This window comes from Streptomyces sp. NPDC053560 (assembly GCF_044544605.1).
Classification (GTDB): Bacteria; Actinomycetota; Actinomycetes; order Streptomycetales; family Streptomycetaceae; genus Streptomyces.
The window spans coordinates 332127-356132 of sequence record NZ_JBITXI010000005.1; the positions used below are offsets into that span (position 1 = coordinate 332127).

Sequence of the window (24006 nt, forward strand, 5' to 3'; positions counted from 1 at the left end):
AGCGATGCGCTACACACTGTTCGGCCGGACCGGTCTCCGGGTGAGCGAACTGAGCCTGGGCACCATGACGTTCGGCGAGGAGTGGGGCTGGGGCGCCACCGAGGACACCAGCCGCCGCCTCCTCGACACGTACGCCGACGCGGGCGGCAACTTCCTCGACACCGCGAACAACTACACGGACGGCAGCGCCGAACGCATCATCGGCGGCCTGCTCGCCGGCCGCCGGGACCGGTTCGTGCTGGCGAGCAAGTACACCTGCGCCACCCGCAAGGGCGATGTGAACGCGGGCGGCAGCCACCGCAAGAACCTCGTGCAGTCGGTCGAGGCGAGCCTGGAGCGGCTGCGGACCGACCGCCTGGACATCCTGTGGGTGCACGCGCGCGACAACTTCACGCCCGTCGAGGAGGTCATGCGGGCGCTGGACGACATCGTGCGGGCCGGCAAGGTGCTGTACGTCGGGGTGTCCGACTGGCCGGCCTGGGAGATCGCGCAGGCCAACACCCTCGCCGAGCTGCGCGGCTGGACCGCCTTCGCCGGTTCGCAGCTGCGCTACAACCTGCTGGAGCGCACGCCGGAGCGCGAACTGCTCCCGCAGGCCCGCGCCTTCGACCTGGCCGTCCTCGCCTGGGCACCGCTGGCCGCCGGCAAGCTCACGGGAAAGTACCGCCGCGGCGAGCCCGGCCGGCTCAACACCCACGACTGGGACAACCGCAGCGACCACCACGAGGAAGCGATCGTCTCCGCGGTCCTGGACATCGCCGAGCAGGGCGGCTGGAGCCCCGCGCAGGTCGCGCTGGCCTGGCTGCGGCAGCGCCCCGGCACCATCGTCCCGATCGTCGGCGCCACGAAGGAGAGCCAGCTCCGGGACAACCTCGGCGCGGCCGACGTGCAGCTGGACGCCGACGCGGTGGCCCGGCTGGACGAGGTGAGCGCGGTGCCCCTCGGCTTCCCGCACCAGTTCCTGCGCGAGCCGGGGATCACCGAGACGGTGTACGGCGACCGCTGGGCCGACATCGACGACCGGCGCTCCACCTACCGCCGGACGGCGCACGAGGTCCGCTAGCGCCCGCTGCGCGCGGTGTACGGAGCCCGCCGGCACCCGCCCTCGCGGCGCACCCGTCGAGCCCGCCGTGTCACCCGTCGAGCAGCGTCCTGAGGACCGGCGCTGCGTGCGTCCACAGGAGCATGCCGCCCGCGTCCGGGATCGGGTGGCGCCGCGCGCCGGGTATGCGGCCGGCGAGCCGGGCGCCGTGGTCCGGCGAGTGGGTGGGCGCGGCGTCCAGCGCGCCGTACCAGAGGTCCACCGGCACCCGGATCACCGCCGGGTCGAACGGCCAGTGGCTCATGGTGAGCAGCGTGTCCCGGGCGTACCCGGCCGGGCCCTGGGCAAAGCCCTCGGCCATCGCCTCCTGAAAAGCAGCGGCGAACGCGGGCTGCTCCAGGAGCGCCCGGTCCCGCTTCCCGCTGCCCGCCACGACCAGCTCGTACAGCGTCTCCGGGCTGCCGAACCCGGCGAACGACCGCTCGGCGGCCGCCGGATCCACCGCGGCCCGGTCGATCAGATACCGCACCTCCTCCGGCAGCAGCCGGTCGAAGGCGGGCGCGGCCAGCTCGTCCGTACCGGAGACCACCGCGAGCCGGGTCAGCACGCCCGCCGCCGCGCACGCCAGCGCGAACGGCGCGCCCTGCGAGAAGCCGACGCCGCGCAGCCCGACGAGCCCCCGCAGCGTCGCGAACTCCCGTACGTCCTCCGCCCAGCCGGTGAGCGTGCGCCCGGGCGACGGGTCGGACGCGCCCAGCCCCGGGCGGTCCACGGAGATCAGCCGTACGCCCAGCCCGTCCACCGCCTCCGCGCCGAAACCGAGCCGCCGGGACGTGGCGGCGCCGGGGCACAGCAGCACCGGCACACCGTCCTCGGGCCCCCACTCCGCCCAGGCCAGCCGCCGTCCGCCGGCGAGCCGGACGGCCCCGAGCCGGGCGGGCGCGGGCACGGCGACGGCCGCCCCGGTCTCGATCACAGTCATGGCACCACCCTCGGCCGCCGGGACGGGCCGCCGCAACCGAATTGCCGGTGGGGCCACGAGGGGCGCGGGCGCTCCCCGACGTACGCTGCCCGGCATGACCACCACGGACGAAACCCCCGAGGCCCACGCCTTCCGTGACCTGCTGCGCGGCCTGCGGGTCTGGACCGGCGAGCTGCCGGAGTTCGATCCGGACGCGGCCCCCGCGGCGCCGCTTCCGCTGTTCCGGCAGTGGCTGGGCGAGGCGGCCGCCGCGGGCGTTCCGGAGCCGCACACGATGACGCTGGCCACCGCGGACGCGGCGGGCGACCCGTCCGCCCGGATCGTGATGCTGCACGACGCCGACGAGGCCGGCTGGCACTTCGCCTCGCACCGCGGCAGCCGCAAGGGCCGCGAGCTGGCCGCCCGCCCGCGCGCCGCCCTGTGCTTCTACTGGCCGCTGGTCGCGCGCCAGGTGCGGGTCACCGGGGAGGTCGTCGCGGGCACTCCCGAGGAGAGCGCGGCCGACCTGCACCGCCGCTCCCCCGGCGCGCTGGCCGCCGCACTCGTGGGGCGGCAGAGCGAGGTCCTGGACTCCTACGCGGAGCTGGAGCGGGCCTCGGCGGAGTCCTGGGAACGGGCGCAGCGCGAGCCGGACGCCGACGTGCCGAGCTGGACGGCGTACGTGCTGCGCCCCGATGAGGTGGAGTTCTTCCAGGGCGACGACCGCCGCCGCCACGTACGGCTGAGCTACCGGCGGTCGGACGACGGGTGGCGGCGGGAACTGCTGTGGCCGTGACGCGCTGATCGGCCGGGTGGAGCCGGACCGGCCGTGACGCCGCCGGCCGGCGGGTCCCGCCGGGGCAGCCGGGGCCTCAGAAGCGCTGGTACATGATGTGCAGCCCGACGTATCCCTTCGTCGGGTGCAGGAAGCCCTCCGGCAGGGTCGTCATGATCTCGAAGCCCAGTGACCGCCACAGCGCCACGGCACCCGTGTTGCTCTCCACGACGGCGTTGAACTGCATCGCGCGGTAGCCCTCTGCACGCGCCCAGCGGAGCGCGTACTCGCCCAGGGCCCGGCCGACGCCCTTGCCGCCGTGTGCCGGGTCGACCATGAAGCTCGCGCCGGCGATGTGGGAGGCCGCGCCCATGTGGTTGGGGTTCATCTTGGCCGACCCCAGGACCGTGCCGTCCTCGTCGACCGCCACGACCGTGCGGCCCGGCGGGGCGAGCATCCACAGCGCGCGGCCCGCCTCCTTGTCGAGGTCGCGCGGGTAGGTGTACGTCTCCCCGGCGGCCACGATCGCGTGGAAGAACGGCCAGACGGCGTCCCAGTCCTCGGTGATGGCTTCTCTGATCCGCATCCGCCCAGGGTCCCGCCGCCGACGACGCGGTGCCACCGAATAACCGCCGGGGCCACCGGTCAACGGCCGGGGCCGGCAACCCGGCGACGGCCGAGGACCGCGGCCACCGGCCACCGGCTACCGGTCCGCCGGCCGGAAGACCGCGACCGCGGGCCCGTCATCGCCGTCGCTGCGGAAGCCGGCCCGCAGCGCCATCCCGATGCGCAGCTCCGCCTCGGGGCAGTCGACGACCTCGGTCATCATCCGCGGCCCTTCGGCGAGGTCCACGACGGCGGCCGTGTACGGCACGCGCCCGCCGAACGGCGGCAGGTCGTTCCGGTGCACCACGGACCAGGTGTAGAGCGTGGCGCGGCCGCTCGCCTCCTCCCAGACCACGTCCTCGCTCCAGCAGCGCGGACAGAACTCCCGGGGGTAGTGGTGCGCCACGCCGCAGGCGGGGGCCCGGCAGCGCCGGATCAGCAGCCGCCCGTCCGCCGCGGCGTCCCAGTACGGGCGGGTGAAGGCATCGGTCTCGGGCAGGTCGTACCGGGGTGCGGTACCGGTCATCGGAAGAGTCCCATCGCGGCGTCGAGCGACCAGGTCTGCCAGCTCATCGCGCCGAACGCGACGAGCGAGATGAGGGCCATCATCGAGTTCTGCCCCTGCTCGGCCCAGTCGTGGATCATCAGTACGAGGTAGAGCAGGTTGAGCAGCAGCCCGGCGACCAGCGCGACCGGGGTGAGGAAGCCGAGGACGAGCCCGGCCCCGAGCGCGAGTTCGGCGTGGACGACGATGTGTGCCATCACCTTGGGGCGGGGCCGTACGGCCACGTCGAAGCCGCGGCGCACGGCGGCCCAGCGGTGCTCGGCCGCCACGTCGGCGGCCCACGCGATGCCCGTACCCCGCTCGAACCAGGCCTTCTTGTCCTTGTGGCGCCAGCTCTCCAGCCACCACAGGCCCAGGCCGATACGGAGCACGGCGAGCCATTCGGGGCCGCCGAGCCAGATCGTCTGCATCGCACCTCCCGCACGTCGACTCCGACCGGCGAACCGAGACTGACGGCCCGTCAGTTCTTTCTGGAGGAGACAGTTCAGCGGAGAGAGGGAAGGTGCGCAAGAGGGGCACCAAGGGAGCCGACTCCGCTCGGGCGTGTAAGCCGACCCCCCTTTAGTGCGGCTTGCGCGGGGCATTCCTGACTGGCCGTCAGTTATGTAACCTGACTGAGCGTCAGATACGTATCGGCGGTCAGACGGGAGCGGCGAAGCGATGCTGGGATCCACTCATGGCACCCTCACCACGCACTCGCGGCCCGCCCGGGTCGTGGCCTGCGACGGCACGACGCCGCGGGCCGTGCACGGGACGGCGGGCCCGGGCACCGGCCCCGGGGCCGGCACGGGCGTCGGCGGCCGGGGCGGCACCGACGACCCGGACGTGAGCGGGCGCCCGCTCGCCGCGGCCGTACCGGACCTGGACCGCTTCTTCCGGCCCGAGTCCGTCGCCGTCGTCGGCGCCTCGGACAGCGAGGGGCGGCCCCACACCGGCATCACCCGCCGGCTGGTCGACTGGGCCGAGCGGGTCGGCGCCCGGCTCCATCCGGTCAACCCGGGCCGCGCCACCGTCTTCGGTCTGCCCTGTCACGCCTCCGTCTCCGACCTGCCAGAACAGGTCGATCTCGCCGTCCTGCTGGTCGCCGACCCGCTACCGGTCGTCGAGGAACTGGCGGTCAGCGGGGTGAAGTTCGCGGTCGCCTTCGCCTCCGGCTTCGCGGAGACCGGCGCGGACGGCGCCGCCGCCCAGGAACGGCTGGCCGCGGCCGTCGCCCGGTCGGGGATCCGGCTGCTCGGGCCGAACACCAACCTCAACGCGTTCGAGACGTTCCGCGAGGACCTGGACGGGCCGGCGATCGCGCTGATCACCCAGTCGGGACACCAGGGCCGCCCCGTCTTCGCCCTCCAGGAACTCGGCATCCGCCTCTCCCACTGGGCCCCCACCGGCAACGAGGCCGACCTGGAGACCGCGGACTTCCTCTCCTACTTCGCCTCCCGTCCCGAGGTCGGCGCCATCGCCGCGTACGTGGAAGGGCTCAAGGACGGCCGCAGCTTCCTGCTCGCCGCCGACCACGCGGCCCGCAACAAGGTGCCGGTCGTCGCCGTGAAGGTCGGCCGCACCGAGACCGGCGCCCGTACCGCCGCCTCGCACACCGGCAAGCTCACCGGCGCCGACGAGGTGGTGGACGCGGCGATGCGGCAGTTCGGCGTGGTCCGCGTGGACGGCCTGGACGAGCTGCAGGACACCGCGGCGCTGCTCGCCAGGGCCAGGCCGCCGGTGGCCGAGGGCGTCGCCGTCTATTCGATATCGGGCGGCACCGGCGCGCACTTCGCCGACCTGGCGACCGCGGCGGGGCTGCGGCTGCCCACGCTCGGGGAGAAGAAGCAGCGGGAGCTGCACCAGTGGATCCCGGACTACCTCGGCGTCGCCAACCCCATCGACAACGGCGGCCACCCGGTCGGTGACTGGCGCGGCCGGAAGATCATCGACGCGATCCTCGCCGACCCGTCCGTCGGCGTGCTGATCTGCCCGATCACCGGCCCCTTCCCGCCGATGAGCGACAAGCTCGCGCAGGACCTGGTGGACGCGGCGGAGCAGACGGACAAGCTGGTGTGCGTGGTCTGGGGCTCGCCCGTCGGCACCGAGGACGCCTACCGGAAGACCCTGCTCGGCTCCTCGCGGGTGGCCACCTTCCGCACCTTCGCGAACTGCATCACGGCCGTCCGCGCCCACCTGGAGCACCACCGCTTCACCGCCTCCTACCGCTCCCCCTTCGAGGACGCGCCGCGCACCCCCTCGCCCTCCGCACGCAAGGCGCAGGCGCTGCTGCGCCCGGGCGAGCAGCTCAGCGAGTACGCCGGGAAGCAGCTGCTGCGCGCCTACGGCATTCGCGTGCCCCGCGAGCAGCTGGTGACCAGCGCGGCGGGGGCGGTCCGGGCGGCGGCCCAGATCGGCTACCCCGTCGTCATGAAGGCCTCCGGCCCGCGGCTGGCGCACAAGAGCGAGCTGGGGCTGGTGAAGATCGGGCTGACCTCGGCCAGCCAGGTCCGGGACGCCTACCGCGAGCTGACGGACATCGCGCGCTACGACGACCTTCAGCTGGACGGTGTGCTGGTCTGCCAGATGGTCGAGCCGGGGGTGGAGATGGTGGTCGGCGTGACGCCCGACCCCCTCTTCGGGCCGACCGTGACCGTCGGGCTGGGCGGGGTGCTCGTCGAGGTCCTGCGGGACACGGCGGTCGCGGTGCCGCCCTTCGGCGAGGACCAGGCGCGCGCGGCGCTCGGCCGGCTGCGGGGCGGCGCACTGCTGGAGGGGGTCAGGGGGGCGGCGCCGGCCGACACCGACGCGCTGGTCGAGGTCATGCTGCGGGTCCAGCGGATGGCGCTGGAGCTGGCCGACGGGCTGGCCGAGCTGGACATCAATCCCCTGGTCGTGTTGCCGAGGGGGCAGGGCGCCGTAGCGCTCGACGCGCTCGCCGTCTGCCACTGAACGCCGCCCGGCCACCGCCGCCGAACGCCACCGTGAACCCGCTCGCGACCGCATCCGAAGCTGGAGCTGCCCGACCATGACGACCTCCCCCGACGGTCCCGGCGGGACCTCCGGTTCCTTGATACTCCGCACCACTGACAACGGCGTGCTGTGGATCACCCTCAACCGGCCGCAGGCGCTGCACGCCCTCACCGCCGACCAGCGGGAACGCCTTGTCGCGCAACTCGCGGACGCCTCCGCCGACCCGGCCGTGCGCGCCGTGGTGCTCACCGCCACCGGCCGGGCGTTCTGCGCGGGCGCCGACCTCCGCGGCCCCGGCCCGGACGCCGGAACGGCACCGGGCGGCTCCGGTGCGGCGGAGCGGGTCGCGGGCGATGTCGCGCGGCTGATCCGGCAGGGCGCCCAGCGCCTGATCGCCGCGGTCATGGACTGCGAGAAGCCGGTCGTCGCGGCGGTGAACGGCACCGCCGCCGGCCTCGGCGCGCACCTGGCGTTCGCCTGCGATCTGGTGCTCGCGGCCGAATCGGCGGCGTTCATCGAGGTGTTCGCGCGCCGGGGGCTCGTGCCGGACGGCGGAGGTGCGTACCTGCTGCCGCGGCTGGTCGGACCGCAGCGGGCCAAGGAGCTGATGTTCTTCGGCGACGCGGTGCCGGCCGCCGAGGCGGAGCGGATCGGCCTGGTCAACCGGGTCGTGCCGGACGGCGATCTGGCGAAGACGGCGGGCGCCTGGGCGGACCGGCTGGCGGCCGGCCCGACGCGCGCCCTCGCCCTGACCAAGCAGCTGGTCAACGGGGCGCTGGAGGCCGACCGCGGCGCGGCCTTCGCCGCCGAGGCCGCCGCTCAGGAGATCAACATGACGACGGCGGACGCGCAGGAGGGGGTGGCGGCCTTCGTGGCGCGCCGCCCGCCCGAGTACCGGGGCCGCTGACCCGGTCCTCGTAGCGCGCCGCCACGTGCGGTCTCCGCGCGGACGGCGTGCCGCGCTGCCGCCGCGGCTACGTCTGCTCGCTGGGGCAGAGCGGTACCTGGTGGACGTCGCGGGTGTGGACGGCCGGCAGCCAGCCCTCGGCGCCCTCCACGGACGTCACCCGGTACCAGCGGTTGGCGATCGCGCCGGTCCTGTCCCGCACGAGGCGGCCGTCGGTGATGACGCACTCCGTGGCCAGCCGGTCCTTGTTCCAGACCCGGCCCGCCACGTTGCCGGGCGCCGAGTACGCCTGGTGCGGGTCCCGTGCCAGGCGGAGCGCGCACCGGTCCGTACGGGCCTTCTCGCACGTCGGATCGCTGTTGTGGACGGTGACCTCCAGGCCCGTGCCGGGCCCCGGCGGCGCGGGGCGCTCGCCACTCGTACCGACCACCCGCCACACCCCGAAGGCCAGCGCCAGTGCCGCCACGACGAACAGCGTGGTCATCAACTGCGGCCGCCTGCGCAGATACGACAGGGGGTTGCGCGGGGCTCCCGGGGCGGGCGCGGACTCGGCGATACGGGTCCACAGCCCGGGAGGTGGCTGGATTTCCTCGTCGGCGGCGCGCAGACGCTCGCGCAATATCGTTTCAGCAGCGCGCCGCCCCCGGCCGTTCCGATAGCCGGTCCGGTGGTTCCGCCGCCCGCCCCCGGAGCGCCCGCGCGGGCCGCCCACGGAACCGCCGCCGGTACCGCCCCGGCCGCTGCCCGGCCCCGTGGGTCCGTCCCCCGGGTCCACCGGGCCGTTCCCCGGGTCCACGTGCGTGTTGCCCGTGTCGTTCCGCGCCACGTGTGCTCACCTCCCCGCGAGGTCGTAGGGCGAAGCGGCGAGGTACTCCCGTAACCGCTCCAGGGCGCGCCTTCGGTGCCGGACCGCCGTGCACCGCTGCACCTTCATGATCCTGGCGGCCTTCCCGAGGGTGTAGCCGTCCAGGTCGACGAGGATGACCAAGCCGGCCTGGCGGTGCGTGAGCCGGCTCAGCAGCCGTACCGCCTCCAGTTCCGCCTGCCGACGCTCGCGCCGGCCGTCCCAGCCGGCACCGGGCAGCTCGCGCATGAGCGCGCCGCTTCCGGGCCCGTCGTCCGGTCCGCCCTCACCGATCAGCGCCTGCCGCCGCTCGCGGCGGTGCGTCTCCCGGGCCACGCTCAGCAGGGCGGTGAAGGCACGGGCGTACGGCTCGGGGTGCGCCAGGAAGCGGTACGGGCGCGCGGCGAGCTTCAGGTAGGTCTCGTGCACGATGTCCTCCGCCGCCTGCCGGGACCCGGCCAGCAGCACAGCGCGCCGGTAGAGCCGCGGAAGCAGTCCGCTGAAGACGTCGTCGAAGGACGGCGACGGAAAGGGTGACGACGGCATCGCATCGGCCATGAGGTTGGAACTCTCCCGAATCCGATACGGGTCCGGCCGTGAGGGAGATACCCGGCATGATCCGCCGCCAACCGGCCGAATACCGACAATCATTCGGTTCGCCGCTGATCCGCCACCGGGCGCCGCCCGCGCAGCCCGCCCAGACCCGCACGCCCCGGCACTTTCTATCTGACGAACCGTCAGCTTCAATGGGAGGGAGGAAGGGAGCGCAGCATGATGGGTCATGCCGGCATGGCGGCCACGGCGGTGCGCTATCTGCGTGCGGTGGGCGCCGCCACCTCGGCCCCCGCGACACCCGGGCCCGGCGCCCCGCCCGATGCCCCGCCAGGCGGCACGGGAGCGGCCGCCAGGCCCGTTCTGCGGGCCGTGCGCGAGGACGAGCGGGCCCCGGTCGACGGCGCCGAATTCCGGCGCGTCCTGGGCCATTTCGCGAGCGGCGTCACGATCGTCACGGCACCCGGCGACGCGGCGGCGCCCGCGCCCGCCGGCTTCGCCTGCCAGTCGTTCGCCTCGCTGTCCCTGGATCCACCGCTGGTGGCCTTCATGGTGGCGCGCACGTCCACGACCTGGCCGCGGATCGCCCGGGCCGGCGTCTTCTGCGTGAACATCCTGGGCGCGGACCAGGGTGCGCTGTGCCGCGCCTTCGCGGTACGCGGCGCCGACAAGTTCGCCGGGGTCCGGCACACCCCGGCACCGGTGAGCGGATCGCCGCTGCTGGCGGGCGTACCGGCGTGGATCGACTGCACGATGCGGGCCGTTCACACCGGCGGCGACCACCTCGTCGTCGTGGGGAGGGTGGACGCGCTCGGCACGGACGACGCCGCGGCCGCCACGGGGCCGCTGCTCTTCCACCGGGGCGGATTCGGGGAGTTCAGGCCGTTGCGGGACTGACCCGGCGCCGGATCACCAGGGCCATCAGTACGGCCAGGGCGCACAGCGCTCCGGAGGCGTACCAGACCGGGTCGTACGCCCCCAGGGCGTCGCGCGCCAGGCCGCCCACGAAGGCGATGAGCGCCGCGCCCACTTGATGGGAGGCCAGGACCCACCCGAAGACGATCGCGGCGTCCTCCCCGTAGTGCTCGCGGCACAGCGCAATCGTGGGCGGCACGGTCGCGACCCAGTCCAGCCCGTAGAAGACGATGAAGAAGAGCATCGGCGGGTGCACGGCGTCCGAGAGCAGCATCGGCAGGAACATGAGGGAGACGCCGCGCAGCCCGTAGTAGGCGGCGAGGAGCCGGCGGCTGTCGAAGCGGTCGGTGAACCAGCCGGAGGCGACCGTCCCGAGGATGTCGAAGACCCCGATGACCGCGAGCAGCGAGGCGGCCAGCGTCATCGGCATGCCGTGGTCGTGGGCCGCGGGCACGAAGTGCGTCTTGACCAGGCCGTTCGTGGTGGCGCCGCAGATCGCGAAGGTACCGGCGAGCAGCCAGAACGGCCCGGTGCGCGCGGCGTCGGCGAGCGCCTTCAGCGCACGCCTGGCGGCGCCTCGCCGGGGCTCGGGCCGGGGCACGAACTCGCGTGCGCCGTACGGCGCCAGGCCCACGTCCGCCGGGTGGTCGCGGAGCAGCAGCCAGACCAGCGGTACGACGGCCAGCGCTGTCAGCGTGACCGTGACGGCCGCGGGGCGCCAGCCGTGGCTCTCCACGATCCAGGACAGCAGCGGCAGGAAGACGAGCTGCCCGGAGGCGCCCCCGGCGGTGAGGATGCCGGTGACCAGGCCGCGCCGCGCGGCGAACCAGCGGCCGGTGACGGTCGCGGCGAAGGCCAGCGCCATGGAGCCGCTGCCCAGGCCGACCAGGACGCCCCAGTAGAGGATCAGTTGCCAGGAGGCGGTCATCCCTACGGTGAGCCCGGCGCCGGCCGCGATCACCACGAGCGCGGCGGCGACGACCCGGCGGATGCCGAAACGGTCCATCAGCGCGGCCGCGAACGGTGCGGTGAGCCCGTACAGGGCGAGGTTGACCGAGACCGCGAACCCGATGGTGCCGCGCGACCATCGGAACTCCTCGTGCAGCGGCTCGATCAGCAGGCCCGGGAGCGAGGCGAAGCCGGCGGCGCCGACGAGGGCGAGGAAGGTGACCGCGGCGACGGACCAGGCGCGGTGCGGCCTGCGCCGCCGGGTGGCCGGTACCGCCGTCGTCGGGACTTCTCGGAGCTCTGGAGTCTGCGCCACCCGATCAGCTTCCGGCAGCGGCCCGCCCCCTGCGAGTGGCCTGATGGCCACGACCCATCAGGATCGGGCCATCACCAGGTCAGAACAGCAGCACCCCGCGTGCCACCCGTCCCGCCTCCGCGTCCGCCACCGCCTCGGCGAAGTCCTCCACGGGGTACGTCCGGGTCACCAGCTCGTCCAGCAGCAGCCGCCCCGCCCGGTACAGCGCGGCATAGCGCGCGATGTCCCGCTGCGGACGCGAGGAGCCGTACCGGCAGCCCAGGATCGACTTGTCCAGGTACATCGAGGACACCAGGAACGAGGCCTCCGCGTCGGCCGGCGGGACGCCCAGCAGGACCGCCTGGCCGTGCCGGTCGAGCAGGTCGACGGCCTGCCGGATCAGCCCTGTGCTGCCCACGCACTCGAAGGTGTGGTCGGCCCCCGTCGGCAGGACGGCGCGCACCGCCGCGACGGTGTCCGGCTCGGCCGAGGCGTCCACGAAGTGCGTCGCGCCGAACTGCCGGGCCGCCGCCTCCTTCGCCGGGTTCGCGTCGACCGCGACGATGGTCGTCGCGCCCGCGATGCGGGCGCCCTGCAGGACGTTCAGACCGATGCCGCCCGCCCCGAGAACCACCACGGACTCACCGTGGCCCACTCGGGCGCGGTTGAGCACGGCCCCGACCCCGGTCAGTACGCCGCACCCCAGGAGCGCGGCGGAGGCCATCGGGAGGTCAGCGGGGATCTTCACCGCCTGGACGGCGCTGACGACCGTGCGTTCGGCGAAGGCGGAGTTCGAGGCGAAGTGGAAGAGCCGGGTGCCCCCGCGGCGGAACGGCCTGCCGGGCCTGCCGATCGCCTGCCGGCACATCGTCGGCCGGCCGCGGTCGCACTCCGCGCAGGTCCCGCAGTTGGCGAGCGTGGACAGCGCGACATGGTCGCCCGGCGCCACGTGCGACACACCGTCCCCCACGGCCTCGACGACCCCGGCCCCCTCGTGGCCCAGCACGACCGGCACAGGGAAGGGGATCGTCCCGTCGAGCACCGACACGTCGCTGTGGCACAGCCCCGCCGCACGGATGCCGACCAGCACCTCACCCGGGCCCGGATCGCGCACCTCCAGGTCCGTGACGACCTGCGACGCCTTCCCGTCGAAGATCACACCGCGCACGAGGGCCGCCTCTCCCCCACCGGGACCGCCCGGCCCCCGCTAGGCATTGGGCCGGCCCCCGGCCGACGCCGCCGCCGCCATCTCCTCCAGGCGTGCCAGCATCGGCATGGGGTCGGTCCCGACCGTCCCCGGGAGGAAGTCGGCGATCTTCTCCGGGGTCCAGGGGCCGTCGGCGTACCCGGCGCGCAGTTCGCGGGGCTGGGCCCAGACCGCGATCTTCGGCCCGGCGACCGTGTACACCTGCCCGGTGATCCGCTCCTCCTTGGCGCGGTCGCTCAACAGGTAGACCACCAGGGCCGCGACGTCCTCGGGTTCGCCGATCTCCGTGAGTTCCATGGGCACGTTGGCGGACATCCGGGTGCGCGCGACGGGCGCCACCGCGTTCGCGGTCACGCCGTACTTGTGCAGGCCCAGCGCCGCGCTGCGCACAAGGGAGATGATCCCGCCCTTGGCCGCCGAGTAGTTGGCCTGGGAGACGCTGCCCTGGTGGTTCCCGCTGGTGAAGCCGATGAGCGTGCCGGCCTTCTGGCGGCGCATCACCGCGGCCGCGGCCCGGAAGACGGTGAACGTCCCCTTGAGATGGGTGGCGAGCACCGGGTCCCACTCCGCCTCGGACATGTTGAAGAGCATCCGCTCGCGCAGGATGCCGGCCACGCACACCACGCCGTCGATGCGTCCGTACCGGGCGAGGGCCGTGTCGACGATGCGCTGCCCGCCGTCCATCGTGGCCACGTCGTCGGCGACGGCGACGGCCTCGCCGCCGGCCGCCTCGATCTCCTTCACCACCCCGGCGGCGACCTCGCTGCCGGGTTCGCTGCCGTCCATCGAGACGCCGTAGTCGTTGACGATCACCCTGGCGCCCTCGGCGGCGGCCGCCAGGGCCACCGCCCGCCCGATGCCGCGGCCGGCACCGGTGACGGCGACCACCTTGCCGGTCAAGAAGTTCCCCATGCCGCGCCCCTTCCCGCAGTTTCTGACGGACCGTTAGATTTTTGAGCAGACGCGGTACGAAGACAAGCCCCACGGCCGAATCCCCCGAGGAGGGCCCATGCCCCTGCCGCAGGAGTTCCACGACATCGCTGGACGGGTGAACAACTGGGGGCGGTGGGGCCCGGACGACGAGCAGGGCACCCTGAACCTGATCACCGCCGACGTGGTGCGCGCCGCCGCCGCGAGCGTCGCCAGCGGCCTGCGCATCCCGCTCGCGCTGCCGCTCCAGCAGGACGGTGTGCAGACCGGCGCCATCCCGGGGCGGGTCAACCCGCTGCACACGATGGTCGCGGTCAACTACGAGATGTTCGGCCCCGATACGGTCGCGACCAGCGACGACGTGGTGACCATGGGCCTGCAGGCGGCCACCCACTGGGACGGCCTCACCCATGTCTCGCACTCGGGGCGGCTCTACAACGGCCGCCCGGCCACCGCCGTCACCGCCCACGCGGGCGCCACCGCGCTCGGCATCGAGAAGGCGCCGCCGGTCGTGTCCCGCGGGGTGCTGCTGGACGTGGCGCGCGTACGGGACGGCGGCGGCGACCGCCCGCTGGACGGCACGCACGCCGTCACCCCGGAGGACCTGGCGGCGGCGGAGGAGCTGGCCGGCACGGCCGTACGCGCGGGCGACGTGGTGCTCGTACGCACCGGGCAGATACGGCGCTACCTGGCGGGCGACAAGCAGGGATACGCGTTCCCCTCACCGGGGCTGTCGGTCCGCACCCCGGAGTGGTTCCACGCCCGCGACGCCGCCGCGGTCGCCACGGACACCCTGACCTTCGAGATCTTCCCGCCGGAGATCGAGAATCTGTGGATGCCCGTGCACGCGCTGCACCTGGTCGAGATGGGGATGCTGCAGGGCCAGAACTGGAACCTGGAGGAGCTGTCGGCGGCCTGTGCGGCCGAGGGGCGGTACTCCTTCCTGCTCTCGGCGGTGGCCGAGCCGTTCACCGGGGGCGCAGGAGCGCCGGTCGCACCCGTTGCGGTGCTCTAGCGGGCGCCGGATCGCAGGGCTTCCTGCGGGGAGCCCGGCCGAAGTGGCGGTGCGCCCATGCGCACCCCGAGCGCGGCACCGCGGACCGCCACCCGGCTCCGGGCGCGACCCGCACTCGCCAAGGGGGCGTCTCCCCCGTACCCTCGGCGTCCCCTCGCGGCGAATCGCTGACCCCAAGCGTGATCAAGCTGCCACGGCACGTCAACACCTGGTCTGGACTTTTTCCGTTACGCCCAGTTTGTGACGGCGCACGGCTGCTCGAACGCACCCATCGCGGCAGGCTCCGCGCCGGCCCCTCTCAGCAGCGGGCGGCCGCGGTCCACCTCGCACCAGATGCGCTTGCCGACCCCTTCGGGCTGCCATCCCCAGCGGTCGGCCAGGCCGTCGACCAGCTCCAGCCCCCGGCCGTTGGTGTCGTCGCCCTCCGCGCGGCGCTGCCGCGGCGGGCGGGCGCTGCCGTCCACCACTTCCAGCCGTACGGTTCCGACGACGGGTCCTGTCCCGGAGAAGCGCAGCCGCAGCTCGGCGGGCGAGCCGGCATGCACCACGGCGTTGGTGACGAGCTCGGAGACCAGCAGGATCAGCGTCTCCGCCAGCGGCTCGTCGGCCCCTATGCCGGACCCGGCCAGCCTCGACCGGGCCCACCTGCGGGCCCGACCCACCTCAGCGGGGTCGGGCCGCACTTCCAACTGCACCTGAAGCACCTGCACCGCTCACACCATCCGAACCGGCGGAAACATCGCCTCGCGCCTCCACGGGATCACGGTGCGTGACCCCGGCGAAGCACAGCATGGTTGACGTTCAGTCACCCCAACAAGCGCTTCAGGCATATTCCAGCGGAAGGGAGTATGCGTGCTGCATACTGTGCGACGCGCAGTGCGGGGAGTCGAACGCGGGGGTTTCGCGGGCCCCCGCCCGGTGCCAGCGGCACGCATCCCGCGCCCCGGAGGTGCCTCACAGGCAACGCCGGGCCGGTTGCGCCTCAGAACCACTCGCACCCGAGCGAGCGTACCCGAGCGTCATGCCGACTCCCCCGCGTAACGAGTCACGCGAAGGACACAACCCGATATCGACGCTGTGTGACCGCTCATGCGTGCGGAGTCCGACATTCCACCCAACGTCGGTCACAGAGCGATATGCCCGTCGGTCAGCGCCCCGGCCAGCAGCTCCGCCCCGTCCGCGGCCGTCTGCCAGGCCTCCGCGCGCAGCCATGCGCGCTTCAGTGCGAGATGTACGTCCGCCTCCCAGGTGAATCCCGTCCCGCCGTGCACCTGAAGGCAGTCCCGGGCATTGTCCGTGGCGGCCTCGTCGGCGAGCAGCTTCGCGCCCGCCACCTCCGCCGGATCCCCGGTGACGGATGCCGCGTAGACGGCGCTCCGGGCGATCTCCACCCGTACCAGCATCTCCGCGCACAGGTGCTTGACCGCCTGGAAGGAGCCGATCGGCGCCCCGAACTGCTCCCGCTGCCCCGCGTACGCCACCGCCGCCTCCAGGGCGCGCACGGCGCCGCCCAGCTGCTGCGCGGCGGTCAGCAGCGCGGCGTCACGGCGGAGCCGGGGGACGTCCACCTCGTACGGCACGCCGGGCGGGCGGTCGAGGACCCGGGCGAGGGGCGTGAGCGGGTCGACCGAGCGCACCGACGCGGTCCGCAGCTCCCCGGCCGCACACCGGTGGGCGGCGTCGGCGCCCACCACGATCACCTCGTCGCAGTCGGCCGGGTGTTCCCACAGCACGGGGGCCGCCGTCGCGTCGCACAGCCCCGCGATCCGCTCGCCGGCCGCCGCCCCGTCCACGGCGCCCGCCAGCAGCACCCCCGCCACCAGCGGCCCCGGCAGCAGCGCCCGGCCGGCCTCCTCCATGACCAGCACCGCTTCCTGCGGCCCGAGCCCGGCGCCGCCCGCCGCCTCGGACAGCAGCAGCGAGAAGAAGCCCGCGCCGGCCAGCTCGCGCCACAGGCCGCGGTCCAGCACGGGCCCGGTACCGGCCGCCTCGTACGCGTCGACCGCCGCCCGCAGCCGCTCCGGGGGGAACCGCCCGGCCAGCAGCTCGCGCACGCCCGCGCGCAGCGCCCGTTGATCGTCGGAGAGGTGGAAGTCCACGGTCAGCGTCCTTTCGGGAGGCCGAGGATCCGCTCGGCGACGATGTTCCGCTGGATCTGCGAGGTACCGGCCGCGATCGTGTACGAGAGGGACGAGAGCCGGTCGGCGACCCACTCCTGGTCCGCGTCGAGCGCCCCGGCGCCCAGCACCTCGGCGGCCGCGTCGTACAGCTCCTGGCGCGCGTGCGAGAACCGCAGCTTGAAGACGGAGCCGCCGGTGCCGGGCACGCCTCCGCCGCCGCCCCGGGCCCCCGGCTTCGCCGCCCGGCCGTCGCCGGTGGCCCGCACGGCCTCGCTGACGTTCCACTGCGTGAGCCGCCACAGCGCGGCGAACTCCGCGGCCAGCCGCCCCAGCCTGCGCCGCAGCACCGCGTCGTCCCAGCGGCCGTTCTCGCGTGCCTTACGGGCCAGCGCGGCGAGCACCCGATGGCAGGCGACCACCTCGCCGACGAAGGCGGTGCCGCGCTCGAAGGAGAGGGTCACCATCGTCACCCGCCAGCCGTCGTTCTCGGCCCCCACGCGGTTGGCGACCGGCACCCGCACCTCGTCGAGGAAGACCTCGGCGAACTCCGCCGACCCGGCGAGCGTGCGCAGCGGCCGCACGGTGATGCCGGGCGCGTCCATGGGCATCGCGAGCCAGCTGATGCCGCGGTGCCGGGGCGCTTCGGAGTCGGTGCGGACCAGCAGCTCGCACCAGTCGGCGACCTCGGCGTGCGAGGTCCAGATCTTGCTGCCGCTGACCACATAGGAGTCGCCGTCCCGCACCGCCTTCGTGCGCAGCGCCGCCAGGTCGGACCCGGCCTCCGGCTCGCTGAACCCCTGGCACCAGATCTCCTCGCCGCGCAGGATCGGCGGCAGCCAGCGGGCGCGCTGCTCCGCCGTGCCCTCGGCGGCGAGGGTGGGCCCGGCGTGCAGCAGGCCGACGAAGTTGGCCCCCACGTACGGCGCGCCCGCGCGTTCGGTCTCCTCCAGGAAGATCAGGTGCTGGGTGGGCGTCGCGCCCCGCCCGCCGGCGTCGGCGGGCCAGTGCAGCCCCGCGTATCCGGCGTCGTACAGCGCCCGCTGCCAGGCCGTGTCGTAGGCGCGGCGGCCGGGCCAGTCGGTCGCCGCGGGCTTCGGGGGCAGCTTCGGCAGCACCTCGGACAGCCACTCCCGCAGCCGGGCCCGGAAGTCCTCCTCCTCGGCCGTGTACGTGAGGTCCATCAGCGGGCCCGGTCGAGGTCCAGGTCCAGCATCCGGATGGCGTTCCCCCGCATCAGCTTGTACGTGGTCTCGTCGTCCAGCCCCTTCACGTGGTCGAGCGCGACCTCCTTCGTGTGCGGGAAGGTCGAATCCACGTGCGGGTAGTCCGTCTCGAAGGTCGCGTTGTCCCGGCCGACCGCGTCCAGCGAGGCGACGCCGTGCTTGTCGCGGAAGAAGCAGCAGAAGATCTGCCGGTAGTAGTACGTGGAGGGCGGTTCGGGGATCAGGTCGCGCACCCCGCCCCAGGCCCGGTGCTCCTCCCACACGTCGTCGGCCCGTTCCAGCGCGTACGGGATCCAGCCCATCTGGCCCTCGCTGTAGGCGAGCTTCAGCCGGGGGAACCGCACCAGGACGCCGCTGAAGAGGAAGTCCATCATCGAGGCCATCGCGTTGTTGAAGGACAGCGAGGCCTGGACGGCGGGCGGCGCGTCGGGGGAGGCGGCGGGCATCTGGGAGCTGGACCCGATGTGCATGTTGACGACCGTGCCGGTCTCCTCGCAGACGGCGAAGAAGGGGTCCCAGTAGCCGCTGTGGATGGACGGCAGGCCGAGGTGGGTGGGGATCTCGCTGAAGGTCACGGCCCGTACCCCGCGCGCGGCGTTGCGGCGGATCTCGGCGACGGCCAGGTCGATGTCCCAGAGCGGGATGATGCACAGCGGGATCAGCCGGCCGCCGCTGTCGCCGCACCACTCCTCGACCATCCAGTCGTTGTACGCCCGCACGCAGGCCAGCGCGACCTCCTTGTCGTGCGCCTCCGCGAAGGTCTGGCCGCAGAAGCGGGGGAAGGTCGGGAAGCACAGGGACGCCTCGACGTGGTTGAGGTCCATGTCCTTCAGCCGTTCGGCCGGGTCCCAGCAGCCGGGGCGCATCTCGGCGCGGGTGATGCCCTCCAGGGTCATGTCGTCGCGGTCGAAGCCGACGGCGGCGATGTTGCGCTTGTACGGGAACTTCAGGTCCTCGTAGATCCACCAGTCGGTGGGCGGCCCTTCGGGGTCCATGGTGATGACGTACTTGCCGCCCACGTACTCCAGCTCGCCGATGCCCGCGGTCAGCGGCCTGGGCCCGCGGTCCCGGTACTTCTTCGGCAGCCAGGTCCCGAAGAGGTGCGCGGGTTCGATGACGTGGTCGTCGACGCTGATGATGCGCGGTAGCTCCATCGCAGTCCCCTGTCCTTTTCCGATGGACCGTCGTCCATTTCTGATGGACCGTCAGATGACTGTCGGATGCAGGCTAGCCCCGACCCCCTGGACCGACAAGGCGCAGGCCCTTACGCTCCCGGATATATCTGATGGTCCGTCAGTTATGGTGCGGGAGGGCGTATGGCCGGCGAGACGCTCTGGGACCTGGTCGTGCACCGCGCAGGACGGAGCCCGGACGCCACCGCGCTCATCCAGGCGGACGGCGCTCCCGAGGACGACATACGCCTCACCTTCGGCGCGCTGCACGCCCGCGCGGAAAGGGTCGCGGCCGGGCTGTACGCGCGGGGCGTACGCCCCGGCAGCCGGGTCGTCTGGCAGCTCCCGACCCGCATCGAGACGGTCCTGGTCACCCTCGCGCTGGCCCGGATCGGCGCGGTGCAGAGCCCGGTCGTGCCGCTCTACCGGGACCGCGAGGTCGCCCACGTACTGCGCCGCACCGCCGCGGAGTTCTTCCTCTCGCCCGGCACCCGGCGCGGCGTCGACCACACCGCCATGGCCCGCCGCGCCGCCGAGCGGCTGCCCGGCCCTCTCACCGTCCTCGACGTGTACGCGGCGCTGCCCGACGGCGACCCCGCCCGGCTGCCGCCACCGCCCGCCGACGCCGGCGAGACCCGCTGGATCTACTGGACCTCCGGCACCACAGCGGGCCCGAAGGGCGTGCTCCACTGCGACCGCGCACTGCTCACGGCCGGCACCGACCTCGGGCGCGCGCTGCGCCTCACCACCCGCGACATCGGCTCGATGGCGTTCCCGTACGCGCACGTCGCGGGCCCCGACTACACCGTGATGCTGCTCCGGTACGGCATCCCGGCCGTCCTCTTCGAACACTTCGCGCTCCCCGAAGCGCTCGCCGCCTACCGCCGGCACGGGGTCACCGTCGCCGGCGGCTCCACCGCGTTCTACCAGCTCTTCCTCGACGCACAGCGGCAGCGGTCCGCGGCCGGGCCGCTGCTCCCCGCGCTGCGCCTGTTGGCGGGCGGCGGCGCGCCCAAACCACCCGGGCTGTACGACGACGTCGTCCGCGAGCTGGGATGCGCCCTCACCCACGGGTACGCGCTGACCGAGGCCCCGATGGTCACGATGGGCGACCCGCTGGACAGCGACGCGCACCTCGCCACGACCGACGGCCGCCCGCCGGCCGGCATGGAGATCCGCATCGGCCCCGACGGGGAGATCCGGCTGCGGGGCCCTGCCGTGTGCCAGGGATACCTCGGCGAACCCGACCCCTTCGACGCCGACGGGTTCCTGCCCACCGGGGACCTCGGACGCCTCACCCCCGAGGGTCACCTGGTCGTCACCGGGCGGCTGAAGGACATCATCATCCGCAAGGGCGAGAACGTCTCGGCGCGCGAGATCGAGGACCTGCTCCAGCGCCATCCGGACCTCCGGGACGCGGCCGTCATCGGACTGCCGGACGCCGGGCGCGGGGAGCTGGTGTGCGCGGTCGTCGAACAGCGGGACGGCGCCGGGGCGATGACACCGGAGACGCTGGGCGCGTGGCTACGGGGGCGCGGACTCGCCCCGCACAAGGTGCCCGAACGGGTCGAGGTGGTGGACGCGCTCCCCCGGGGCGCGACGCTGCGCAAGGTGCTCAAGGGCGAGCTGCGCGCCCGCTTCACGCCGGGCGCGGGCGGGGCACCGGGCGGGGGCGGGGCGCCGGGGCCTGGGACGCCCTCGGACGGCAGAGGCTCCGCGCCTCAGGGGCGGAAGGACGTGGACGCCTGCTCGTAGCAGCGGTCCACCTCGGCCCGGTCGCGGTCCGGGCCGATGACCAGCACAAGGTGGTAGCGGCCGCCGTCCAGCAGCGCCAGATTGCGTGCGTACGTCGCGGCGTTGCTGTCCTCGCCCCAGGTGAACGTGCCCTCGGCCATGGCCGTGCGGCCGACGTCGGTACGCCGCAGCCCCGAGGTCGAGGTCCAGCTCGCGTCCCGGAACGGCGCCAGCTCTGCCTCCTTGTCCTGCTGGTACGCCATCGGGTCGGAGCCGAACCGCTTCGCGGTGTCCCGGCCCGGCACCACGATCAGCGTGAAGTCGCCCTTCGTGTACCGCACCTGGCCCTTGCCGTTCTTGGCCTGCCGCTGCCAGCCCTTGTGCACGGCGATTCGGAAGCCCTCGGGGTCGTCGCGCATCTCGAAGCCGTCGGCGAGGCCCGCCGGGGCCGTGGTCTGCGAGTGACTGCTCCCTGAGTCCGTGCCCTCCGGCTGCGACCGCGCCGGGTCGGGCGCGGGCGCGCCGGTCGCGGCACCGCTGGGGCCGGCGCTCCGCGCGCCCCCCGAGGCGCCCGCGTCCGAGCCGGAACCGGGCAGGAACAGCACGGCGATCAGCACAGCCCCGACGACCAGCAGCAGGACGAGGCCGAGCAGCAGCATGCCCAGCCGCCGGGGGCCGCCGCGGGGCGCGCGGTCCCGGCCCGCCTGCGGCTCCCGCTGCCGCCCGCGGTCGGGGGCACGGGGGCTGTCGTGGTCACGGAAGCCGTCGTGGTCACGAACGCCGTCGTGCTCGCGGAAGCCTTCGTAGTGGTGCGGCGGGGGTGGCGGGGGCGCGGGGGCGGAGCGCACGGGAGGCGGCGGCGCGGGCCGGGCCGCGCGGGCCGCGGGCTTGTGCGGGCGCTCCCGGCCCGGACGCGGCTTCTTGTGCCGGCCGCGGCGTACGAGCTCGCCGCGGCGCCGGACGATCGGCAGCCGGCGCGGATCGCCGCTCGGCCCGAGTGCGGGCACGGTCACCACGGCGTGGCCGGCGTCCGGCTCCGGGGCCGTACGGACCAGTGAGCTGAGCCAGCCGCGCAGCTCCTCGAAGTCCGGCCGGTCGGTCGGGTCCTGGCGCAGCAGCGACTCCACCACCGGGCGCAGCGCGCCGCACTCCTCGGCATGCGCGGGGGCGCGTGAGCACACCAGCTGAACCAGTTCGGCGGCGCTGTCCTCCGGGTACGGGGCGTGGCCCTGCACGCTGCGGAACAGCAGGGCACCGAGCGCCCAGAGGTCGGTGGCCGGACCTACGGGCGGCGCGAGCTGCCAGTGGGCGTGCACGGGACCCGCCTGTTCGGGCGCCCAGCGTTCGGTGACCGCGCCGACCATGGTGATCCGCGCCTGCCGCGCCCGCTCGGCCGCCAGCCCACTCCCGGAGCCGGCACCGGCACCGGAGTACCCACCGGTGCTCGCGCCGGAGTACCCGCCCGAGTACACACCGGTGTCCGTGCCCGGCCGCGAGCCGTTCGGCACACCGGCGCGCGGCCCGGGAACGGCAGCCGACCCGGGACCGACACCCGGCGCGGGAACGGCGCCCGGGGGCAGTGCGTGCGTGCCGCCCTGGGGGCGGCGTGTCGGGCCCGGCAGGCCGCCGCCGTACGTGGCGCTGCCGGGCGGGGCCGACTGCCGCGCGGCGGGCGGCGTCCCGCTCCCCTGCCGCCGATCACCTCCCGGCTGCCCCCGGCGCGGCACCCCCGGCGGGCCGGGCGGCAACTGCGGAGAGGCGGGCGGAGCCCCCGCGGGGCGGCCCTGCGGCGCGGCAGGCTGACCGGGCGGGCCCGGCCGACGCTGCGGCACGCCGGGGGGACCCGGCGGAAGCGCACCCGGCGGGGCGGCCGGGGCTCCCGGCGGAGCGGTGGGCGCACCCGGCTGGGCGGCGGAACGGTTTCCCCGAGCGCCCTCCCGGCTCCCGCCCTGTTCCGGATCCTGGTCGTGCGGGCGACCGCCTTCGGGCGCTGCGCCGCCCCGGTCGGGCCGGTACGCCGCGTGCGCGTCGTGCGCGGTACGTGCGGCCGCGGCCCTGGCCCCGGCCCGGTAGGCGGCGATCGCCCCGGCCCGCGCCCGCCGCGGATCGTCCTCGGCCCCACGGCCCGGCTCACGACCCGGCTGCTGTCCCGCCTCCGGCACGGCCCGCGTCACCCCACCGCGTCCCGCCCCTTCCGCCGCCGACACCCGCGGCCCCGGCACTCCGGAAGCGCCCCCGGAAGCGCCCGCGCCCGCGCCTTCGGACGCTCCGGCACCCCGGGAAGCGCCCGCGCCCGCCCCTCCGCCGCCCCCGGCGCGCCACTCCCGTACGACCCCCGGGTGGACGGCGCCCGGGGGCGGGGACGACTCACGCGGGGCCGACTCACGCGGGGCCGACTCACGCCTGGCCGGCTCGCGCCTGGCCGGCTCGCGCGGTACCGGGTCGTATCCGCACAGGGCTTCTTCCGCGGCGCCGGCGGCCAGGCCGGTGAGGACCACCCGGCCGTCGTCGCAGACCAGGACCGTGCGCGGGGTGATGTTGCGGTGCGTCCAGCCGTGCGCGTGCAGGGCGCGCAGGGCGGTGAGGACGTCGGCGGCGATCTCCGCCGCGCGGTGCGGGGACAGCGTCCCCTCGGCGAGCAGCGAGGACAGCGGCCGCGCGGGGATCCGTTCGCTGACGATCCACAGGCTGCCGTCCTGCGCGAAGACGTCGAAGACCTGGTCGAGCCGGGGGTGGTCGGGGAGGCGCGCGGCGGCCGTCGCGGCCTCCACGGCGCGCCGCACCACGGGGTCGGACGGATCGCGGTCGGCCCGCGAGCCCGCGCCGTACCCGGCGCCCGCGCCCGGCCCGGTACGCCGGCCCCGGCTGCCGCCCCCGGCACCGTACCCCCGGCCGTACCCGCCGTCCGCGTCGTACTCGTCGACCAGCTCCGCGTCCACGACCTCGGGGAGCGGGACCTGACGGACCAGCACCTCCTGCCCGCTGTGCGTGTCCAGCGCGCGGACCAGGGACGGCTCGGGCGCGTCCGGCGGCGGCACCGGAAGGCGGTAGCGCTCGGCGAGCACTCGCCCCGCGTACTCGTCCACGACGCCTCCCCAGTGCGCGCGATCCCGCGGCCGCCTGACGGACCGTTCCTACCCCCCGGCAAAGCGGTCCGTGGTCAGTTCCGGTCGCAATACTGCCGATTTACGGCTGCCTACGGTCTATGCGGTGCCACGATACGTGTCCCGGGTGCGCCTGGGG

The 24006-nt window shown here is 74.5% G+C and carries 21 protein-coding genes; 7 read left to right on the top strand and 14 right to left on the bottom strand.

The window, feature by feature from the left end:
• The first annotated feature begins 4 nt into the window (after positions 1–4).
• The gene (locus ACIGQF_RS14100; protein ID WP_399709548.1) at positions 5–1063 is read left to right on the top strand and encodes an aldo/keto reductase; all 1059 of its coding nucleotides are present in this window, start codon (positions 5–7) and stop codon (positions 1061–1063) included.
• A gap of 70 nt (positions 1064–1133) precedes the next feature.
• Here ACIGQF_RS14100 and ACIGQF_RS14105 read toward each other — a convergent pair whose 3' ends face one another.
• Positions 1134–2024, bottom strand: a complete 891-nt coding sequence (locus ACIGQF_RS14105; protein ID WP_399709551.1) for an alpha/beta fold hydrolase — start codon at positions 2022–2024, stop codon at positions 1134–1136.
• 94 nt (positions 2025–2118) lie between these two features.
• Between ACIGQF_RS14105 and ACIGQF_RS14110 the strand changes: the two genes are divergently transcribed.
• Positions 2119–2799, top strand: a complete 681-nt coding sequence (locus ACIGQF_RS14110) for a pyridoxal 5'-phosphate synthase (protein WP_399709554.1) — start codon at positions 2119–2121, stop codon at positions 2797–2799.
• Between the two features lie 76 nt (positions 2800–2875).
• On the opposite strand, the gene ACIGQF_RS14115 is transcribed toward ACIGQF_RS14110, so the two are convergent.
• The 3 genes from ACIGQF_RS14115 to ACIGQF_RS14125 all read right to left on the bottom strand — a co-directional run bounded on the left by ACIGQF_RS14115 (position 2876) and on the right by ACIGQF_RS14125 (position 4359).
• Positions 2876–3364, bottom strand: coding sequence for a GNAT family N-acetyltransferase (locus ACIGQF_RS14115; protein WP_399709557.1), 489 nt, complete (start codon positions 3362–3364; stop codon positions 2876–2878).
• A gap of 117 nt (positions 3365–3481) precedes the next feature.
• On the bottom strand, positions 3482–3910 hold the full coding sequence (locus tag ACIGQF_RS14120; protein WP_399709560.1) for a Zn-ribbon domain-containing OB-fold protein: 429 nt from the start codon (positions 3908–3910) through the stop codon (positions 3482–3484).
• Positions 3907–4359, bottom strand: coding sequence for a DoxX family protein (locus ACIGQF_RS14125; RefSeq protein ID WP_399709563.1), 453 nt, complete (start codon positions 4357–4359; stop codon positions 3907–3909). Before ACIGQF_RS14125 ends, ACIGQF_RS14120 begins: the two co-directional genes overlap by 4 nt.
• Before the next feature lie 250 nt (positions 4360–4609).
• Between ACIGQF_RS14125 and ACIGQF_RS14130 the strand changes: the two genes are divergently transcribed.
• Together ACIGQF_RS14130 and ACIGQF_RS14135 are read left to right on the top strand one after the other, a co-directional pair.
• Positions 4610–6880 carry an acetate--CoA ligase family protein gene (locus ACIGQF_RS14130; RefSeq protein WP_399709566.1) on the top strand — a complete coding sequence of 757 codons (2271 nt, stop codon included), beginning with the start codon at positions 4610–4612 and terminating at the stop codon, positions 6878–6880.
• A gap of 76 nt (positions 6881–6956) precedes the next feature.
• Positions 6957–7808 carry an enoyl-CoA hydratase/isomerase family protein gene (locus ACIGQF_RS14135; RefSeq protein ID WP_399709569.1) on the top strand — a complete coding sequence of 284 codons (852 nt, stop codon included), beginning with the start codon at positions 6957–6959 and terminating at the stop codon, positions 7806–7808.
• Between the two features lie 67 nt (positions 7809–7875).
• Here the strand turns inward: ACIGQF_RS14135 and ACIGQF_RS14140 are convergent, their stop codons facing one another.
• Positions 7876–8634, bottom strand: a complete 759-nt coding sequence (locus tag ACIGQF_RS14140) for a hypothetical protein (protein ID WP_399709572.1) — start codon at positions 8632–8634, stop codon at positions 7876–7878.
• Between the two features lie 6 nt (positions 8635–8640).
• Complete coding sequence (locus ACIGQF_RS14145; protein WP_399709575.1) at positions 8641–9210, bottom strand: RNA polymerase sigma factor; 570 nt, start codon at positions 9208–9210, stop codon at positions 8641–8643.
• A gap of 213 nt (positions 9211–9423) precedes the next feature.
• On the opposite strand from ACIGQF_RS14145, the gene ACIGQF_RS14150 reads away from it, so the two are divergent.
• Positions 9424–10101, top strand: a complete 678-nt coding sequence (locus ACIGQF_RS14150) for a flavin reductase family protein (RefSeq protein ID WP_399709579.1) — start codon at positions 9424–9426, stop codon at positions 10099–10101.
• On the opposite strand, the gene ACIGQF_RS14155 is transcribed toward ACIGQF_RS14150, so the two are convergent.
• The 3 genes from ACIGQF_RS14155 to ACIGQF_RS14165 form a co-directional block, all read right to left on the bottom strand.
• Positions 10082–11383 (bottom strand): MFS transporter, encoded by a 1302-nt coding sequence (locus tag ACIGQF_RS14155; RefSeq protein ID WP_399709582.1) that lies wholly within the window; start codon positions 11381–11383, stop codon positions 10082–10084. The two genes, ACIGQF_RS14150 and ACIGQF_RS14155, sit on opposite strands and share 20 nt — an antisense overlap.
• Positions 11384–11462: 79 nt before the next feature.
• Complete coding sequence (locus ACIGQF_RS14160; protein WP_399709585.1) at positions 11463–12530, bottom strand: Zn-dependent alcohol dehydrogenase; 1068 nt, start codon at positions 12528–12530, stop codon at positions 11463–11465.
• Positions 12531–12569: 39 nt separating this feature from the next.
• Positions 12570–13481 (bottom strand): SDR family NAD(P)-dependent oxidoreductase, encoded by a 912-nt coding sequence (locus ACIGQF_RS14165; RefSeq protein ID WP_399709589.1) that lies wholly within the window; start codon positions 13479–13481, stop codon positions 12570–12572.
• 97 nt (positions 13482–13578) lie between these two features.
• Here ACIGQF_RS14165 and ACIGQF_RS14170 point away from each other — a divergent pair, with 97 nt between their 5' ends.
• Positions 13579–14514 carry a cyclase family protein gene (locus tag ACIGQF_RS14170; RefSeq protein ID WP_399709593.1) on the top strand — a complete coding sequence of 312 codons (936 nt, stop codon included), beginning with the start codon at positions 13579–13581 and terminating at the stop codon, positions 14512–14514.
• 227 nt (positions 14515–14741) lie between these two features.
• On the opposite strand, the gene ACIGQF_RS14175 is transcribed toward ACIGQF_RS14170, so the two are convergent.
• The 4 genes from ACIGQF_RS14175 to ACIGQF_RS14190 all read right to left on the bottom strand — a co-directional run bounded on the left by ACIGQF_RS14175 (position 14742) and on the right by ACIGQF_RS14190 (position 19011).
• Positions 14742–15224, bottom strand: a complete 483-nt coding sequence (locus tag ACIGQF_RS14175) for an ATP-binding protein (protein WP_399709595.1) — start codon at positions 15222–15224, stop codon at positions 14742–14744.
• A gap of 414 nt (positions 15225–15638) precedes the next feature.
• Positions 15639–16613, bottom strand: a complete 975-nt coding sequence (locus ACIGQF_RS14180) for an acyl-CoA dehydrogenase family protein (RefSeq protein WP_399709598.1) — start codon at positions 16611–16613, stop codon at positions 15639–15641.
• Between the two features lie 2 nt (positions 16614–16615).
• Complete coding sequence (locus tag ACIGQF_RS14185) at positions 16616–17815, bottom strand: acyl-CoA dehydrogenase family protein (RefSeq protein ID WP_399709601.1); 1200 nt, start codon at positions 17813–17815, stop codon at positions 16616–16618.
• On the bottom strand, positions 17815–19011 hold the full coding sequence (locus ACIGQF_RS14190) for an amidohydrolase family protein (RefSeq protein WP_362212948.1): 1197 nt from the start codon (positions 19009–19011) through the stop codon (positions 17815–17817). Before ACIGQF_RS14190 ends, ACIGQF_RS14185 begins: the two co-directional genes overlap by 1 nt.
• A gap of 162 nt (positions 19012–19173) precedes the next feature.
• On the opposite strand from ACIGQF_RS14190, the gene ACIGQF_RS14195 reads away from it, so the two are divergent.
• Positions 19174–20784: a class I adenylate-forming enzyme family protein gene (locus tag ACIGQF_RS14195; RefSeq protein WP_399709606.1), complete on the top strand. Its 1611-nt coding sequence runs from the start codon at positions 19174–19176 to the stop codon at positions 20782–20784.
• Here the strand turns inward: ACIGQF_RS14195 and ACIGQF_RS14200 are convergent.
• Positions 20751–23849 (bottom strand): serine/threonine protein kinase, encoded by a 3099-nt coding sequence (locus ACIGQF_RS14200; RefSeq protein WP_399709609.1) that lies wholly within the window; start codon positions 23847–23849, stop codon positions 20751–20753. The genes ACIGQF_RS14195 and ACIGQF_RS14200 overlap by 34 nt on opposite strands.
• Positions 23850–24006 lie beyond the last annotated feature (157 nt).